This window comes from Shinella sp. GW821-FHT10F02 (assembly GCF_058809275.1).
Map to the genome: position 1 here is coordinate 419001 of NZ_JBXASL010000004.1, position 14481 is coordinate 433481.

Consider the following 14481-nt stretch of genomic DNA (forward strand, 5'->3'; position numbering starts at 1 on the left):
AATTCGGCTTTCCAAACTGTGGGCGGCGTATAGCTGGAAACCGCGAAGACGTCAACGCGGATTCTGCAAGAAACGCCGGATCGCCCGATCAGCGGTGCTTGAACGCCGGCTTGCGCTTCTCGATGAAGGCCGCCATGCCCTCCTTCTGATCCTCCGTGGCGAAGAGCGCGTGGAACAGCCGGCGCTCCGCGCGCATGCCTTCCGACAGCACCGTCTCATAGGCGCGGCTGACGGCCTCCTTGGCGATCATGACCGACGGCAGCGAGAAGCTGGCGATCTTTTCGGCAGCAGTGAGCGCCTCCTCCAGAAGCTTCTCCGACGCCACCACGCGGGCGACCAGGCCGGAGCGTTCGGCTTCCGCGGCATCCATCAGGCGGCCCGTCAGGCAGAGATCCATCGCCTTCGCCTTGCCGATCGCGCGCGTCAGCCGCTGCGTTCCACCCATGCCGGGGATGACGGCGAGCGTGATTTCCGGCTGGCCGAACTTTGCCGTCTCCGAGGCGATGATGAAGTCACACATCATGGCGAGCTCGCAGCCACCGCCGAGCGCGAAGCCGCTGACAGCCGCGATCATCGGCTTGCGGCAGCCGGCAACATCGTCCCAGCCGGCGGCGAGATCGGCCAGCACGGCCTCGGCAAAGCCGTAGGGCTGCATTTCCTTGATGTCCGCCCCGGCGGCAAAGGCCTTTTCCGAGCCGGTGATGACGATCGCGCCGATGCCTTCATCCGCCTCGAAGCCGGCGAGCACGCCCTTCAGCTCGCCGAGCAACTGGCTGTTCAGCGCGTTCAGCGCCTGCGGCCGGTTGAGCGTGATGAGGCCGACGCGCCCGCGCGTCTCCACCAGCAGGGTTTCGTAAGCCATGTCTCTCTCCTCTTATTATCTTATGATCTATTTCTGTCGCGCAACGCCGGACGGAAAACCGCTGCACACTTTTCCTGGCGTTGCTTTATTTCTGGCAGGCGGCGCAGTGGAAGGTCGACCGGCCGCTCTGCACGATGCGGCCGATAGTGCCCGTGCAGCCGGGGGTGCGGCAAGGCTCCTTCTCGCGGTCGTAGACGGAGAAGGAATGCTGGAAGTAACCGAGTGAGCCATCGGCGCGGATATGGTCGCGCAGGGTCGAGCCGCCGGCCGCGATCGCATCGGCGATCACCTCGCGGATCGCCTGCGTCAGCACGACGAGTTCCTTCTTCGGCTTGCCCGCCGCCGTCACCAGCGAGCCGGCGAGGCGCTCCGGCGAAAGATGCGCGCGCCACAGCGCCTCGCAGACATAGATATTGCCGAGGCCGGCAATGTTCTTCTGGTCGAGCAGCGCCGCCTTCAGCGGCGTCTGGCGGCCGCGGAATTTCGCCGCGATATAATCGGCATCCAACGTGTTGCCGGTCGGCTCGGCGCCGAGATCGCGGAAGAAGGCATGGGCGCTGAGGTTCTCCCGGCGGGCGAGGTCCATGAAGCCGAAACGGCGCGGGTCGTTGTAGACGACGCGGCGCTCGCCCTCCGGCGTTTCCAGATGGAAGACGACATGGTCGTGGCGCACGTCCTTGCTGCGCGGCATGTGGAAGTCGCCGGGCGCCTCCGTCTCCAGCGCCGGCCCTTCCACCCGGAACGAGCCGGACATGCCGAGATGGGCGATCACCACGTCGTCGCCCTCGAGGTCGATCAGCAGATATTTGGCACGCCGGCCGAGCGAGACGACGCGGCGGCCCTTCAGCGCTTCGGAAAAGGCCGGCGGAAAGGGAAAGCGCAGATCCGGACGGCGCAGTTCCGCCTGGCGGATCAGCGCCCCTTCCATGACGGGTGCTAGACCGCGCCTCACCGTTTCCACTTCCGGCAATTCCGGCATATCTGTCTCCTTCGACTTAACCTTGAGCGCATTTGCCGCGGCCCGGCATTTCCCTCTCGGCAATCTATGTCCTATATACCCGGCAAAGCGGCGGACGCGGTGTTCAGATAGCGCGGCCCTTGCCAATTCGCTATGGTCTTTGCGGCAATTCGGCTGCGACAGACCGCCCATGGAGACGACGATGACGGAACAGCGCACATCCGCGGACGGCGGCATGGAGACCTCCTACGGCTTCCGCCAGGTGGCCGAAGGCGAAAAGCAGGCGCTGGTCAACGACGTCTTCCACAAGGTCGCCAAGCGCTACGACATCATGAACGACGTCATGTCCGCCGGCCTGCACCGGGCCTGGAAGGACGCGATGATCGCGAGCCTGAACCCGCGCAAGGACGCCAGCTACAAAGTGCTCGACGTCGCCGGCGGCACGGGCGACATCGCGTTTCGCATCGTCGAGGCCTCCGATCGCCTGGCGCACGCCACCGTGCTCGACATCAACGGCTCGATGCTGTCAGTCGGCGCCGACCGCGCGGCGAAGAAGGGCCTTTCCGTCAATCTCGAATTCGTGGAAGCCAATGCCGAGGAACTGCCCTTCGAAAGCGGCAGCTTCGACGCCTATACGATCGCCTTCGGCATCCGCAACGTGCCGCGCATCGATGTCGCGCTGTCAGAAGCCTATCGCGTGCTGAAGCGCGGCGGGCGGCTGCTCGTGCTGGAATTCTCGGAGGTGGAGATGCCGCTGCTCGACAAATTCTACGAGACCTGGTCGTTCAAGGCGATCCCGCAATTCGGCAAGATGATCACCGGCGAGGCGGAGCCCTACCAGTATCTCGTGGAATCGATCCGCAAGTTCCCGAACCAGCAGGACTTTGCGACGATGATCCGCACGGCCGGCTTCTCCCGCGTCAGTTTCACCAATTATACCGGCGGCATCGCCGCACTGCATTCGGGCTGGAAGCTCTGAGCATGACCCCGGTCTCTTCCAAGAATAGCCACACCGCATGAGCGTTTTCGGCGCCTATCTTCGCCTCGCCCGCGTGGGCTGGGTCCTCGTGCGCGAGGGTGTCGTCTCGGCGCTGCCGACGGAGGGCATGCCGCCGCTTGCCCGCACGGCGCACGCTTTTGCGGGCCTGCTCGCCCGCCGCAAGGCGACGAAGGAAGAGCGCGGCGACCGTCTTGCCCGCGCCATCGAGCGCCTCGGCCCCTCCTATGTGAAGATGGGCCAGTTCCTGGCGACCCGTCCGGACGTCGTCGGCGCCGAGATCGCCGTCGACCTTTCGGCGTTGCAGGACCGCATGGCGACCTTTCCGCGCGCCGCCGCCGTGGCCACGGTCGAAGGCTCGCTCGGCCGCAAGCTCGACGACCTCTATGTCAGTTTCGACGATCCCATCGCCGCCGCCTCCATCGCGCAGGTCCATCCCGCGACGGTGCGCGATGCGAATGGCGAGCGCCGTGTCGCGGTAAAAGTCATTCGCCCCGGCGTGCGCCAGCGTTTTGCCCATGATCTGGAAGCGATGTATGCGGCCGCGCACCTTCAGGAAACGATCCTGCCCAACACGCGCCGGCTGAAGCCCATCGAGGTGACGCGCACGCTGGAGCAGACGACGAAGATCGAGATGGACCTTCGGCTGGAGGCGGCAGCCCTCTCTGAACTCGGCGAGAACACCGGCGACGACCCCGGCTTCCGCGTGCCGACGGTCGATTGGGAGCGCACCGGCCGCGACGTCGTCACCATGGAGTGGATCGACGGCATCAAGATGTCGGATGTGGATGGCCTGCGCGCCGCCGGCCACGACCTGAACAAGCTTGCCGATACGCTCATCCAATCCTTCCTGCGCCACACGTTGCGCGACGGCTTCTTCCATGCCGACATGCACCAGGGCAATCTCTTCGTCGACCCGCAAGGCGTCATCGTCGCGGTCGACATGGGCATCGTCGGACGGCTCGGCAAGAAGGAGCGTCGCTTCCTCGCCGAGATCCTCTACGGCTTCATCACGCGCGACTACCAGCGCGTCGCCAACGTGCATTTCGAGGCGGGCTACGTGCCCTCGCACCACGATACCGCAAGCTTCGCCCAGGCCATCCGCGCCATCGGCGAGCCGATCCACGGCCAGCCGGCCGAGACCATCTCGATGGCGAAGCTTCTGACGCTGCTCTTCGAGGTGACGGAGCTCTTCGACATGGAGACCCGCACCGAGCTCGTCATGCTGCAGAAGACCATGGTGGTGGTGGAGGGCGTGTCGCGCACGCTGAACCCGCGCTTCAACATGTGGAAGGCCTCCGAGGGTGTCGTCGGCGACTGGATCCGGGACAATTTGGGGCCGAAACGCCTCCTGACGGACCTGCGCGACGGTGCGCATGCCGCCCTGCGGCTGGCCGAAGCCGCACCGGAAATCGCCGCCAAGGCGGAGAAATTCTCGCAGGAACTCACGGCTATGACTGAAAAAGGCCTACGTTTCGATGCGGAAACCGCCGAGGCGATCGGTCGTTCGGAGGCCCGCCACAGCCGATCCGGCCGGCTGGCGCTCTGGGTCATCGCCGCAACGCTCGTCTATATTGCCTGGAAACTCGGCTGATCCGGTTGCTTCCTTCGCGTTGACAACACCGGGAAATTGCATCCATAACGTCGCCTCCGAGGGTGGACGAAACCAGATCACATGCGTGCGTTGCAGCTGGGCGTGAGCGCCCTTGCGATCGTTGGAAGCTTTTTGCCGGCGTCCGCCGAGGTTTTTCCGCGCGGCTCCGTGGCGGACGGTGCCGTCGTCGACCGGAAATCCGGCGAGGAGGTCCGTTTCGTCGACATCGAGGCGTGGCGCGGCGTCGAGGTCAACCAGGACCTCATTGCCGGCGATACGCTGCGCACCAATGCCGTCGGCAGCCTCGCCATCCGCTTTTCCGACAACACGCTGGTGCGCATGGCGCGTGAGACGATCCTGCGCGTGCGCAAGATCGGCAGCACGTCCGACAGCGAACTCAACCTCGAAGGCGGCACGATCTGGGGCCGCGCGGAACGCGGCGGCACCGGCCTGACCGTCGACACGCCGGCAGCCGCCGCCGCCATTCGCGGGACCGACTGGACGCTGCGCGCCGAGGGCGACCGCACAGTGCTGACGGTGCTCGAAGGCACGGTCGAGCTTTCCAACGCGCAAGGCACGGTGACGGTCGGCCAGGGGGAAGGCGCCGTCGCGACGATCGGCCAGGCGCCGCGCAAATATATCCTCGTCAATCTCGAAGAGCGCGAGCAGGTCCTGCTCTATGGCGAAATCCGCGGCGTCTTCAACGGCTTGCCGATCAGCGGCGAGGGCACGCGCGACGCACGCGGCGAGCGGCTCGGCATTCTCGCCAGGCCAGAATCCGACCGCAGCCGCGAGGACTGGCTGAAGCTCGCGGAAACCGCGCTCGCCTATGACGGCCGGGCAGCGGCAGCCGCCGCCCTCGCGCACCTGCCGCGACCGCTGCCGGCAGCGCTGGAGGCCCGCGCGACGCTGGTCGAGGCGATGATCGCCGGCCAGGCCACGCAGTATGACGAAGCGATCCGGCTGTTCCGCAAGGCGCTGCCGCATCTTTCCGGCGAGCGGCGCACCATGGCGCGCTACGGCGAATGGATCGCGATCTCACTGAAGGACCCCGATGCACGGGTGAAGACCCCTTCACTGAACCGCACGCCGGCAACCATCGGCGAGGCAATCGCCCAGGCGACCGTCGTTGCCCATATGCAAGGCCAGGTCGAGGCGATCGAGATCCTGAAGAAAGCCGAACGGCGTTTTCCCGACGAGGCCAGCCTGCCGGCGATGCGCGCCAGCCTCGCCTACGAACTCGACCGACGCGACGAGGTGCGCGAGGCGCTCGCCCGCGCACGGTCGCTCGATCCGAGCGACCCGTCCCATCTGCTGGTCAGCGCCCGCTTCCGCGCCACCGTTTCGAGCGATCTCGACGGCGCGCTGGCCGATCTCACGCGGGCCGTGGAGGCAGCGCCTGGCGACGATGCCGTCTGGAACGAGATCGGCATCATCCAGAGCGACCGCAACGCCATCGTCGAGGCGGATGCGGCACACCGGCGCGCGATCGGCCTCAACCCGGAAAATGCCGTGCTGCACGCCAACCATGCGCGCTTCCTGATGGATCACGACCAGATGGCCGCCGCAAAGCGGGCGATCGACGCCGCCGAGGCGCTCGACCCGACCTCCTATGCCGTGCTCGCCGCCAAGGGACGCTACCTCCTGCGCATGGGCAAGACGGCCGAGGGCGAGAAGACCCTGCAAGAGGCCGCCGCCGTCAACCCGACCGCCGGCGACGCGCTGATCGGCCTTGCGATTGCCAACTTTCAAAGCGGCGCGACGCAAGAGGCCGCGCAGGCGCTCGACAATGCCGACCGCTTCGACCGCGACAATCCGAGCGTCTCGCTGATGCGCGCCGGCATCGCCGTCGAGGAATTCCGCGCCGACGACGCCATCCTCAACGCCCGCGAGGCGCTGCGCCGCCGCCAGGCCCGCGGCGGGTATTACACCGGTTATGATGCCAACCGGCAGGTTTCGTCGGTGCTGGGCTCCACCCTCGACAATATCGGCCTCAACGAGTGGAGCCAATATTACAAGGACCGCGCCTTCGACCCGTTCATCGCAACAAGCTATGACGACGAGCAGAGAGCGGGCCAGCTCAGCCCCTTCATCAGCGTTCCGCCGCTGGGGTTGTCCCGCTATCCTGCGGGCTCGATCTACCTGCCGACGAACCTGCAAAGCCTGATGCTCGACCCTTTGGCCGTCGCCGCCGAGGAACGCGTCAACTCCCTCGAACGCCGCAGCTTCATCGAGACGGCCCTGACCGCCGGTCTTTCGTCCGAAAGCGCGGAACTGGGCTGGAATGGCGACATCAACGTCAAGGGCACCAGCTACGGCGCCATTCCGCTGAGCTACAACCTCCAGGGCCAGATCAGCCGACCGGAGGGTGAGCGCGACAACGACACGAACGATTTCGAGGGCGGGGTCTTCGAACTGGGCCTGCGGCCGACCCTCGTCGACAATATCTACCTGTTCGGCAGCTCTTCACGTTCCGTGACGGGCTATCCCGGCCCCCTCTTCTCTCCCACGCCGGCAGACCAAAGCACCGGCAGAGACACGATGCTCGGCGGGGCCTGGAGCCATACGATCTCGGACAAGAACGTCATACAGGCCTTCGGCATGTTCGAGCATTCCAACACGTCCGACTATTTCGAAACGGCGGACCTGGACGGAAATCCCTATAGTGTCGAAACCCCCTCACGCGGTGACACGAAGAGTTTAGGCCTCAGCCATCTCTTCGGCATCGGATCGCTCACCGTGCGCTATGGCGCGGAAGCGGTCGACTACAAGTCACGCACCGCCCAGATCTTTACCGACCTGACCAACGGCGACATCTTCCAGCGTGACGACTATGCATCCGATGGAAAGGCGGCCCGCCTCTACGCCGATGCCACCTATGACTTTTCTCCCGACCTGCAAGTGCAGGGCGGCGCGTACTATTCGTGGTTCGATTCCGCCAGCGGCGTCTTCGAAACGGTGGATCCCCGCATCGGCATTGCCTGGGCGCCTGTCGAAAACCATTGGCTGCGCGCCTATTACCGGCGGGATACGCAATATCCGGTGACGCAGACCCTCTCTCCGGTCTCGACCGTAGGGCTCGTGCCGCTGCAGCTGCCATCCTTCTACCAGGGGCAGGCGCGCACCGCGGCCGTGCGATGGGATGCGGAATGGAGCGAGCGGTTCTTCACCTCGCTCGAATACCAGAACCTCCACTTCGACAGCGTTTCGATCGGCATTCCCGGTTTCTTCAACTGGTTCGAGACCAGCCAAGGCGAAATCGACAGGATCAGCCTCAGCGCGAACTACTGGGTCGGCAACGGCCTTGGAATTTTCGGCTCCTTCACCTGGAACGAGAACAAGGACACGACGCCGGGGATTGGCAGCGACAACACGCTGCCGCTGGTGCCCGACTATGTCGGCCAGGTGGGCTTCACCTATGTCCACCCCTCGCGGTTCACGCTCAGCGTCGCGCAGACATTCGTCGGGGAAAGGCTCGGCGGTCAGATCAGGGACGAAGCAGGGAACCTCCACCTGTTCGATCTCGACAGCTACTCGACGACGGACGCCGCCGTGACCTGGAAATCCGAGAGCGGCCATCTCGAAGTCGCGCTCCAGCTGCTCAATGCCTTCGATACCGATATCGACATGGCCTTCGATACGCCCGCCCCCGGCCGCACCTTCCTCGCGACGATGAAGGCCAGGTTCTGATCTGTCCCGCTTGACCGGGACGGGGCCGGCGCTAGTCTTTCGATCATGGCCGATGAACCGCTGAGCGTGACCCCACCGCAACCCTTTCTCGAACGGGCGCGCCGGCAGTTGCGCGGGCTCTATTTTGGGCGGGACCGGGAGGCGATCCGCTTCCAGGTCGCGATGCTGCTGATCGATATCGCGATCCTCTGCTTCTTCATCGCGGGTCCGTATCTGCGCACCGGTCCGGCCTATATCATCGTCGACTACGCCATTGCCCTGGTCATCGCCTTCGAACTTGCCGCCCGGGCACTGATCGCGCCAAACCTGCGCTATTTTGCGATGCGGCCGATGACCTGGGTGGATATCATCGTGCTCGGCACGCTGCTCTTTCCGGGCCAGCTGCACAATTTCGCGTTCCTGCGCGTGTTGCGCATCTGGGCGATCAGCCAGAGCAAGCTCGTCACGCTGCTCCTTCGCCGCTTCGGCTACGGCGACCTGGAAGACATCATCCAGGCCTGCGTGAACTTCCTCGTCTTTCTCTTCCTCGTCACCGGCTTCGTCTACAGCAACTTCTTCTACGGCGCGGATGGCTTCGAGGGTTTCGTCGACGCACTCTATTTCTCGGTCGCCACCGTCACGACCACCGGCTTCGGCGATATCGTGCTGCCCGGCACGCTCGGCAAGCTCACCTCCATCGTCACGATGATCATCGGCATTTCGCTCTTCGTGCGCCTCGCGCAGGCGATCTTCCGGCCGTTCAAGGTGACCTTTCCCTGCCCTGAATGCGGCCTCTCGCGCCATGAGGCGGATGCCGTGCACTGCAAGGCCTGCGGCCATGTGCTGAACATTCCCGACGAAGGCGCCTGAAAACCTGAAAACCACCCCGTCTTGGCCCGTTGCAGGCAGTTCACCTCTTGTCGGTAAGGTGGTAATTTAGAAAAGCCGGAATAAGCGGCACAGTGCAGAGCAGACCGAATTCTCCAAGGGCCAGAGGGGAACGTCCCATGCGCAATATCATTCTATCCGCAGCCATCGCAGTCTTTTCCTTCGGCGCTTTCGCCGCACCGTCGCTCGCCGGCATCATGCCGGATGCAGCAGGCCTGCGGTCGACAAGCCTCGTCGAACCCGTGACGCACTATTACGGCCACAAGCCGAAGTGCTTCTGGAAGAAAATCAAGAAGTACGACTACTACGGCAACCTCGTCATCAAGAAGGTGAAGGTCTGCCATTAAGCCGCGCCTCTTGGCGCGGTGGCCGCGTCGCCTGACGCGGTAAGCCACGTCTCTTGACGTGGTGAGGCGGTATCCGGGGGGATCCGCCGCCGGGGCAGACTTGGAAATGCCGCTGCAACGGGGTAGGACGGGATGACCGTCCTCGCCGGGGATGGTCGTGTGCTTTAAAAGCCCGGGGCCCGCCATGCCGCTTGCAGGAAAACGCATCCTCCTCGTCATCTCCGGCGGCATCGCCGCCTATAAGAGCCTCGACCTGATCCGCCGCCTGCGCGAGCGCGGCGCGGAGGTGCGCCCGGTCATGACATCAGGCGCGCGCGAATTCGTGACGCCGCTTGCCGTTGGCGCGCTTTCGGCGGGCCATGTCTATACGGATCTCTTTTCGCGCGAGGACGAGCAGGATGTCGGGCATATCCGGCTGGCGCGCGACTGCGACCTCATCGTCGTCGCCCCCGCCACGGCCGATCTGATGGCCAAGATGGCGAACGGCCTTGCCGACGACCTCGCCTCCACCGTGCTGCTCGCCACCGATCGCCCGGTGCTGCTGGCGCCCGCCATGAACCCGAAAATGTGGGCGCACCCGGCGACCCGGCGCAATGTCGAGACGCTGCGCAAGGATGGGCTTTCCTTCATCGGGCCCAATGCCGGCGAGATGGCGGAAGGCGGCGAGGCCGGCTTCGGCCGCATGGCGGAACCGCTGGAAATCGTCGCTGCCGTGGAAGCCCTGCTCGACGGCGGGAGGAAGCCGCTTGCCGGCCGCACCGCGATCGTTACCTCCGGCCCGACGCATGAGCCAATCGATCCGGTGCGCTACATCGCCAACCGCTCCTCCGGCCGCCAGGGGCATGCCATCGCCGCAGCGCTCGCCCGGCTGGGCGCAAAGGTGACGCTCGTCTCCGGCCCCGTCACATTGCCCGACCCGTCAGGTGTGACCGTGGTCAAGGTGGAGCGGGCGGACGACATGTTGCAGGCGGTGCTGGCCGCGCTGCCGGCGGATATAGCGGTGATGGTCGCGGCCGTCGCCGACTGGCGCGTCGCGACGCCGAATGCAGAAAAGATCAAGAAGCAGCCGGGCGAAGGCCCCCCGCCGCTGATGCTTGCGGAAAACCCGGATATACTGAAGACCGTCGGCCATCATGCGAAGCGGCCGAAAGTCGTCGTCGGCTTTGCCGCGGAGACGCAGGACGTCGAGAACAATGGCCGGGTGAAACTTCAGAAGAAGGGCGCCGACCTCATCGTCGCCAATGACGTTTCGCCGGAAACCGGCATCATGGGCGGCACGCGCAACAGCGTGAAGCTGATCACCGCCGCCGGCATCGAGGAATGGCCGGAGCTTTCCAAGGAAGACGTCGCCGGCCGCTTGGCCGACTGGATTGGCGGAAAACTTACCTGACGAGGGCGAGCTTCGTGTCCATGCCACTTGCCGGGCGTCCTGCCGGCGAGAAGATGCGCACGTCGACGCCGTTTTCGCCCAGCACGACGGCGCTGCCATCCGGGATTTCCACCCAGGCTTCCGTGTCGTCGTTCAAGGGCTCGGAGACGAGGCAGTAGCCGCCCGTCGCGCCCATCGGGGCGGCGTAAAGCGTGGGGGCTGCGTAGTCGGTCGCGTAGCGCACGGCGTAGAGCTGGTCGCCATCGGTGAAGGCTGCGGTGAAGCGCACGAGCACGCGGCGCTCCAGGTGGGCCGCCAGCCGCTCGACGAAGGCGATCGTCTCGGCCATGGCACCGAGCGGGTCGCGCGCCAGGCCGAATTGCAGGGCGAGCAGGAAGAGCAGCTCCGAATCCGTCGAGCCGGTACGGGCATTGTAGAGATCGTTGTCGAGCATGGTTTCGAGCGGCCGGCGCAGGTGCTCGAAATCGGCGATCTGGCCATTGTGCATGAAGGACCAGATGCCGTTGACGAAGGGATGGCAATTGTCGCGCCGCGTGCCGCCGCCGGTGGCGGCCCGCACATGGGCGAGGAAGAGCGGCGAGCGCACCTGGCGGGCGATGCTGCGCAGGTTGCAGTCGGACCAGGCGGGCAGGATATCGCGGTAGCGGCCGGGCTCCGGGCGCTCGCCATACCAGGCGATGCCGAAACCGTCGCCATTGGTCGCCGTCTTGGCGCGGGTGGCGCAGTGGGATTGTTCGATGAGCGAGTGGGCGGGCGAGGACACCAGTTCCTCGAGGTAAAGCGGTTCTCCGCGATAGGCTGCCCAACGGCACATGAGGCTATTCTCGCTTTCGAAGACCGGCGACGAACCGGTGTTTGACCAGACGCATTAACCATGGCACTGCCCTGATTTTCAACGCAAATGGGTAAAAATGCGTTAACGAATGTAAACGGGCCGAAACCATGCGTGTCATTCTGATGACAGGGCGCGAGGTTGGCAGTTTCTTGCGGAACAGGATGCCCCTGCGGTTGACGGTGCGGCATCGCGGCCTATCCTTTCCGGTGAGAGAAGGATGCAGCATGAAAATCGACGGGCAGTGCCATTGCGGCTTCGTGACCTATGAGGCCGAGATCGACCCGGACAAGGTGGCGATCTGTCATTGCACGGATTGCCAGAGGCTGACCGGCTCGCCCTATCGCGTCACCGCAAGCGTGCCGCGCGATGCTCTGCGCCTCACCGCAAACCCGCCGAAACTCTACACCAAGAGCGCCGAGAGCGGCCGCAAGCGCCTGCTCTATTTCTGCCCGGAATGCGGCACGCCACTTTTTTCGACCGGAACGGGCGAAGCAGCCGAGACCTGGGGCATCCGCTGGGGCAGCATCAACCAGCGCGCCGGCCTGAAACCGGTGCGCCAGATCTGGTGCACCTCCGCCACCGACTGGTTCGGCGAAACGGCCGCCCTTCCCGGCGTGCTGCGGGATTGATCATGGCAGCCGAGCGCTTCCAGATCTTCAGGACGGGCATCGACGGCATCGAGGCCGTCATCGCCGACAGCCGCCTGAGTTTCGCGCGCCACACGCATGAGACCTACGGCATCGGCGTTGTCGAGCGCGGCGCGCAGAAATCGGCAAGCGGGCGCGGCATGGTCGAGGCCGAAGCCGGCAACACCATCACCGTCAATCCCGGCGAGGTGCATGACGGCGCACCACTCGGCGACGCCCCGCGTGCCTGGCGCATGCTCTACATGCAGCCGGCGATCGTTGCGGCTGCGGTGGAGGATATTTTCGAGGGCCGGCCGCGCGAGGAATTTCATGCGCCGGTGCTGGAGGATGGCCGCATCGCCAGGCTCGTCTCGGCGTTGCTCGCCTCCCTGCTCGACGAACACGCCGCTGGCCTCGCCCGGGACGAGCGCCTCCTCCTGCTGCTCGCCGCCGCCTTGCAGGAGCGGACACCGCAGCGGGAAACCATCGCCTCATCGGCCATTGCGCAAGCCCGCAACCGGCTCGACGAAGACCCGGCCGCCGCCGTCACGCTGGACGATCTTGCGGCGGATTGCGGGCTTGGCCGCTTCCGGCTGGTGCGCGATTTCGCCCGCAGCACGGGCCTGACGCCGCATGCCTATCTGCTCCAGCGCCGGACGGAGCGCGCGCGGCGGCTGATCGCGACGGGCACCTCGCTCGCCGAAGCCGCCATCGAGGCGGGGTTTGCCGACCAGAGCCACATGACGCGCAATTTCACGCGCCGCTACGGCTATACGCCGGGCGCCTATCTCGCTGCCCGCGCCTGACTGCAATTTCGTTCAAGACCACCGCCGCCCTTCCGGTGTTTCCTACCGCCTCCCCGCCGCATGGAAACCGAACATGACCACAGAATTCCTTATCACCTCGCTCGTCGTCATCCTCCTGCCGGGCACCGGCGTGATCTACACGCTGGCGCTCGGCATCAGCGGCGGCTTTCGCGCCGGCCTGCTTGCCGCCTTCGGCTGCACGCTCGGCATCATCCCGCATATCGTCGCCTCCGTCGTCGGGCTTGCCGCGGTGCTGCATGCGAGCGCGCTCGCCTTCGAGGTGCTGCGCTATGTCGGTGTCGCCTACCTGCTCTTCATCGCCTGGAGCATGCTGAAGGACAGCAACGCGCTGGATCTCGGGCCGGATCAGGCGCCCGCCGAAAAGGCGCTGCGCATCGTGCGCAAGGGCATCCTCACCAACATCTTCAATCCGAAACTCTCGCTGTTCTTCCTGGCCTTCTTGCCGCAATTCGTGCCGGCGGAGGCGTCCGACGCCACGGCGCAGATGCTCTATCTCGGCGGTATCTTCATGCTGATGACCTTCCTCGTCTTCGCCCTCTACGGCGCGCTCGCCGCGGGGCTGCGTCAGCAGGTGCTGAGCCGGCCAAGGATCATGGTGTGGACGCAGCGCAGCTTCGCCGCAGCGCTCGGCCTGATGGGCTTGCGGCTCGCGCTGGCCGACCGCTAGTTCCAGAGCGCGTGGAAATGGTGCAGCGGTCCATGGCCGGAGCCGACGGACAGCGCATCGGAGCTGCGCACAGCACCGGCGATGAAACTCTTCGCCGCCGCCGCGGCATCGGCAAGCGTGCGCCCTTTGCCGAGCTCTGCGGCAATCGCGCTCGACAGCGAGCAGCCGGTGCCATGGGTGTTGCGCGTCAGCACGCGCACGCCTTCGAACCAGTGCAGCCGGTCTGGCGTTGCCAGCACATCCGGGCTTTCGGTGCCCGGCAGGTGCCCGCCCTTGAGCAGCACCGCCTTCGGCCCGAGCGTAAGAAGCCGCCGCGCCTGGTCCTCCATGCCCGCCCGGTCCACGGCCTCCGGCTCGCCCAGGAGGGCAGCGGCTTCCGGCAGGTTCGGCGTCAGCACGGTGGCGCGCGGCAGCAGCCGGCGCGTCAGTGCCTCGACCGCCTCCCGAGCCAGCAGCGACGCGCCGCCCTTGGCGACCATTACCGGATCGAGCACGATCGGCAGGCCGCGGCGCGACGACAGGCTGTTGGCAACGGCTTCCGCGATCTCGGCCGACGCGATCATGCCGATCTTCACGGCATCGACGCGCACATCGCTGAAGACATCCGCGATCTGCGCCGCGACGAAGGCCGGCGGCACGAGATGCACGCCGAAGACGCCTTGCGTGTTCTGCGCCGTCAGCGCGGTCAGCACCGCCATGCCGTAGGTCCCGCGGGCCGCAAAGGTCTTGAGGTCGGCCTGGATGCCGGCGCCGCCCGATGGGTCGGACCCTGCGATCGAGAGTATGTTTGCAATCGTGTCGGCCATCTCGCCTCCCTGCGA

13 protein-coding genes are annotated in these 14481 nt (G+C 65.6%); 9 read left to right on the forward strand and 4 right to left on the reverse strand.

Annotated features, from left to right (window positions below; all coding sequences use genetic code 11):
* Window positions 1–88: 88 nt before the first annotated feature.
* Both AC1RWL_RS15170 and mutM read right to left on the reverse strand, forming a co-directional pair.
* Window positions 89–862: an enoyl-CoA hydratase gene (locus AC1RWL_RS15170; RefSeq protein WP_493095166.1), complete on the reverse strand. Its 774-nt coding sequence runs from the start codon at window positions 860–862 to the stop codon at window positions 89–91.
* A gap of 85 nt (window positions 863–947) precedes the next feature.
* Window positions 948–1841, reverse strand: coding sequence for a bifunctional DNA-formamidopyrimidine glycosylase/DNA-(apurinic or apyrimidinic site) lyase (gene mutM, locus AC1RWL_RS15175; protein ID WP_493095167.1), 894 nt, complete (start codon window positions 1839–1841; stop codon window positions 948–950).
* Window positions 1842–2022: 181 nt separating this feature from the next.
* Between mutM and ubiE the strand changes: the two genes are divergently transcribed.
* From ubiE to coaBC, 6 genes are all read left to right on the forward strand, one after another.
* Window positions 2023–2799: a bifunctional demethylmenaquinone methyltransferase/2-methoxy-6-polyprenyl-1,4-benzoquinol methylase UbiE gene (gene ubiE, locus AC1RWL_RS15180; RefSeq protein ID WP_493095168.1), complete on the forward strand. Its 777-nt coding sequence runs from the start codon at window positions 2023–2025 to the stop codon at window positions 2797–2799.
* Window positions 2800–2836: 37 nt separating this feature from the next.
* Window positions 2837–4411: a 2-polyprenylphenol 6-hydroxylase gene (ubiB, locus tag AC1RWL_RS15185; protein WP_439625675.1), complete on the forward strand. Its 1575-nt coding sequence runs from the start codon at window positions 2837–2839 to the stop codon at window positions 4409–4411.
* Window positions 4412–4492: 81 nt separating this feature from the next.
* Entirely contained in the window at window positions 4493–8101 is a 3609-nt protein-coding gene (locus tag AC1RWL_RS15190) for a TonB-dependent receptor domain-containing protein (RefSeq protein WP_493095169.1), read from the forward strand.
* 45 nt (window positions 8102–8146) lie between these two features.
* Entirely contained in the window at window positions 8147–8950 is an 804-nt protein-coding gene (locus AC1RWL_RS15195; RefSeq protein WP_435266743.1) for a potassium channel family protein, read from the forward strand.
* Between the two features lie 137 nt (window positions 8951–9087).
* Window positions 9088–9315, forward strand: a complete 228-nt coding sequence (locus AC1RWL_RS15200; RefSeq protein ID WP_256118116.1) for a hypothetical protein — start codon at window positions 9088–9090, stop codon at window positions 9313–9315.
* Window positions 9316–9499: 184 nt separating this feature from the next.
* Window positions 9500–10705: a bifunctional phosphopantothenoylcysteine decarboxylase/phosphopantothenate--cysteine ligase CoaBC gene (gene coaBC, locus AC1RWL_RS15205; RefSeq protein WP_493095170.1), complete on the forward strand. Its 1206-nt coding sequence runs from the start codon at window positions 9500–9502 to the stop codon at window positions 10703–10705.
* Here the strand turns inward: coaBC and AC1RWL_RS15210 are convergent.
* On the reverse strand, window positions 10698–11519 hold the full coding sequence (locus AC1RWL_RS15210; protein WP_256118117.1) for a class II glutamine amidotransferase: 822 nt from the start codon (window positions 11517–11519) through the stop codon (window positions 10698–10700). The two genes, coaBC and AC1RWL_RS15210, sit on opposite strands and share 8 nt — an antisense overlap.
* 245 nt (window positions 11520–11764) lie before the next feature.
* On the opposite strand from AC1RWL_RS15210, the gene AC1RWL_RS15215 reads away from it, so the two are divergent.
* From AC1RWL_RS15215 to AC1RWL_RS15225, 3 genes are all read left to right on the forward strand, one after another.
* Complete coding sequence (locus AC1RWL_RS15215; RefSeq protein WP_256118118.1) at window positions 11765–12169, forward strand: GFA family protein; 405 nt, start codon at window positions 11765–11767, stop codon at window positions 12167–12169.
* A gap of 2 nt (window positions 12170–12171) precedes the next feature.
* Window positions 12172–12972 (forward strand): AraC family transcriptional regulator, encoded by an 801-nt coding sequence (locus AC1RWL_RS15220; protein ID WP_493095171.1) that lies wholly within the window; start codon window positions 12172–12174, stop codon window positions 12970–12972.
* Window positions 12973–13045: 73 nt separating this feature from the next.
* A complete protein-coding gene (locus tag AC1RWL_RS15225; RefSeq protein WP_493095172.1) occupies window positions 13046–13660 on the forward strand; it encodes a LysE family translocator in 615 nt (204 codons plus the stop codon).
* Here the strand turns inward: AC1RWL_RS15225 and thiD are convergent.
* Window positions 13657–14466, reverse strand: coding sequence for a bifunctional hydroxymethylpyrimidine kinase/phosphomethylpyrimidine kinase (gene thiD / locus AC1RWL_RS15230; protein ID WP_493095173.1), 810 nt, complete (start codon window positions 14464–14466; stop codon window positions 13657–13659). The genes AC1RWL_RS15225 and thiD overlap by 4 nt on opposite strands.
* Window positions 14467–14481: the final 15 nt, after the last annotated feature.

Bases quoted from the DNA above. Each gene is read 5' to 3' on its own strand.
- AC1RWL_RS15200 (WP_256118116.1), top strand. From the start codon at position 9,088: ATGCGCAATATCATTCTATCCGCAGCCATCGCAGTCTTTTCCTTCGGC.
- AC1RWL_RS15225 (WP_493095172.1), top strand. From the start codon at position 13,046: ATGACCACAGAATTCCTTATCACCTCGCTCGTCGTCATCCTCCTGCCG.
- mutM (WP_493095167.1), bottom strand. From the start codon at position 1,841: ATGCCGGAATTGCCGGAAGTGGAAACGGTGAGGCGCGGTCTAGCACCC.
- thiD (WP_493095173.1), bottom strand. From the start codon at position 14,466: ATGGCCGACACGATTGCAAACATACTCTCGATCGCAGGGTCCGACCCA.
- ubiE (WP_493095168.1), top strand. From the start codon at position 2,023: ATGACGGAACAGCGCACATCCGCGGACGGCGGCATGGAGACCTCCTAC.
- AC1RWL_RS15195 (WP_435266743.1), top strand. From the start codon at position 8,147: ATGGCCGATGAACCGCTGAGCGTGACCCCACCGCAACCCTTTCTCGAA.
- AC1RWL_RS15190 (WP_493095169.1), top strand. From the start codon at position 4,493: ATGCGTGCGTTGCAGCTGGGCGTGAGCGCCCTTGCGATCGTTGGAAGC.
- AC1RWL_RS15215 (WP_256118118.1), top strand. From the start codon at position 11,765: ATGAAAATCGACGGGCAGTGCCATTGCGGCTTCGTGACCTATGAGGCC.
- ubiB (WP_439625675.1), top strand. From the start codon at position 2,837: ATGAGCGTTTTCGGCGCCTATCTTCGCCTCGCCCGCGTGGGCTGGGTC.
- AC1RWL_RS15220 (WP_493095171.1), top strand. From the start codon at position 12,172: ATGGCAGCCGAGCGCTTCCAGATCTTCAGGACGGGCATCGACGGCATC.
- AC1RWL_RS15170 (WP_493095166.1), bottom strand. From the start codon at position 862: ATGGCTTACGAAACCCTGCTGGTGGAGACGCGCGGGCGCGTCGGCCTC.
- AC1RWL_RS15210 (WP_256118117.1), bottom strand. From the start codon at position 11,519: ATGTGCCGTTGGGCAGCCTATCGCGGAGAACCGCTTTACCTCGAGGAA.
- coaBC (WP_493095170.1), top strand. From the start codon at position 9,500: ATGCCGCTTGCAGGAAAACGCATCCTCCTCGTCATCTCCGGCGGCATC.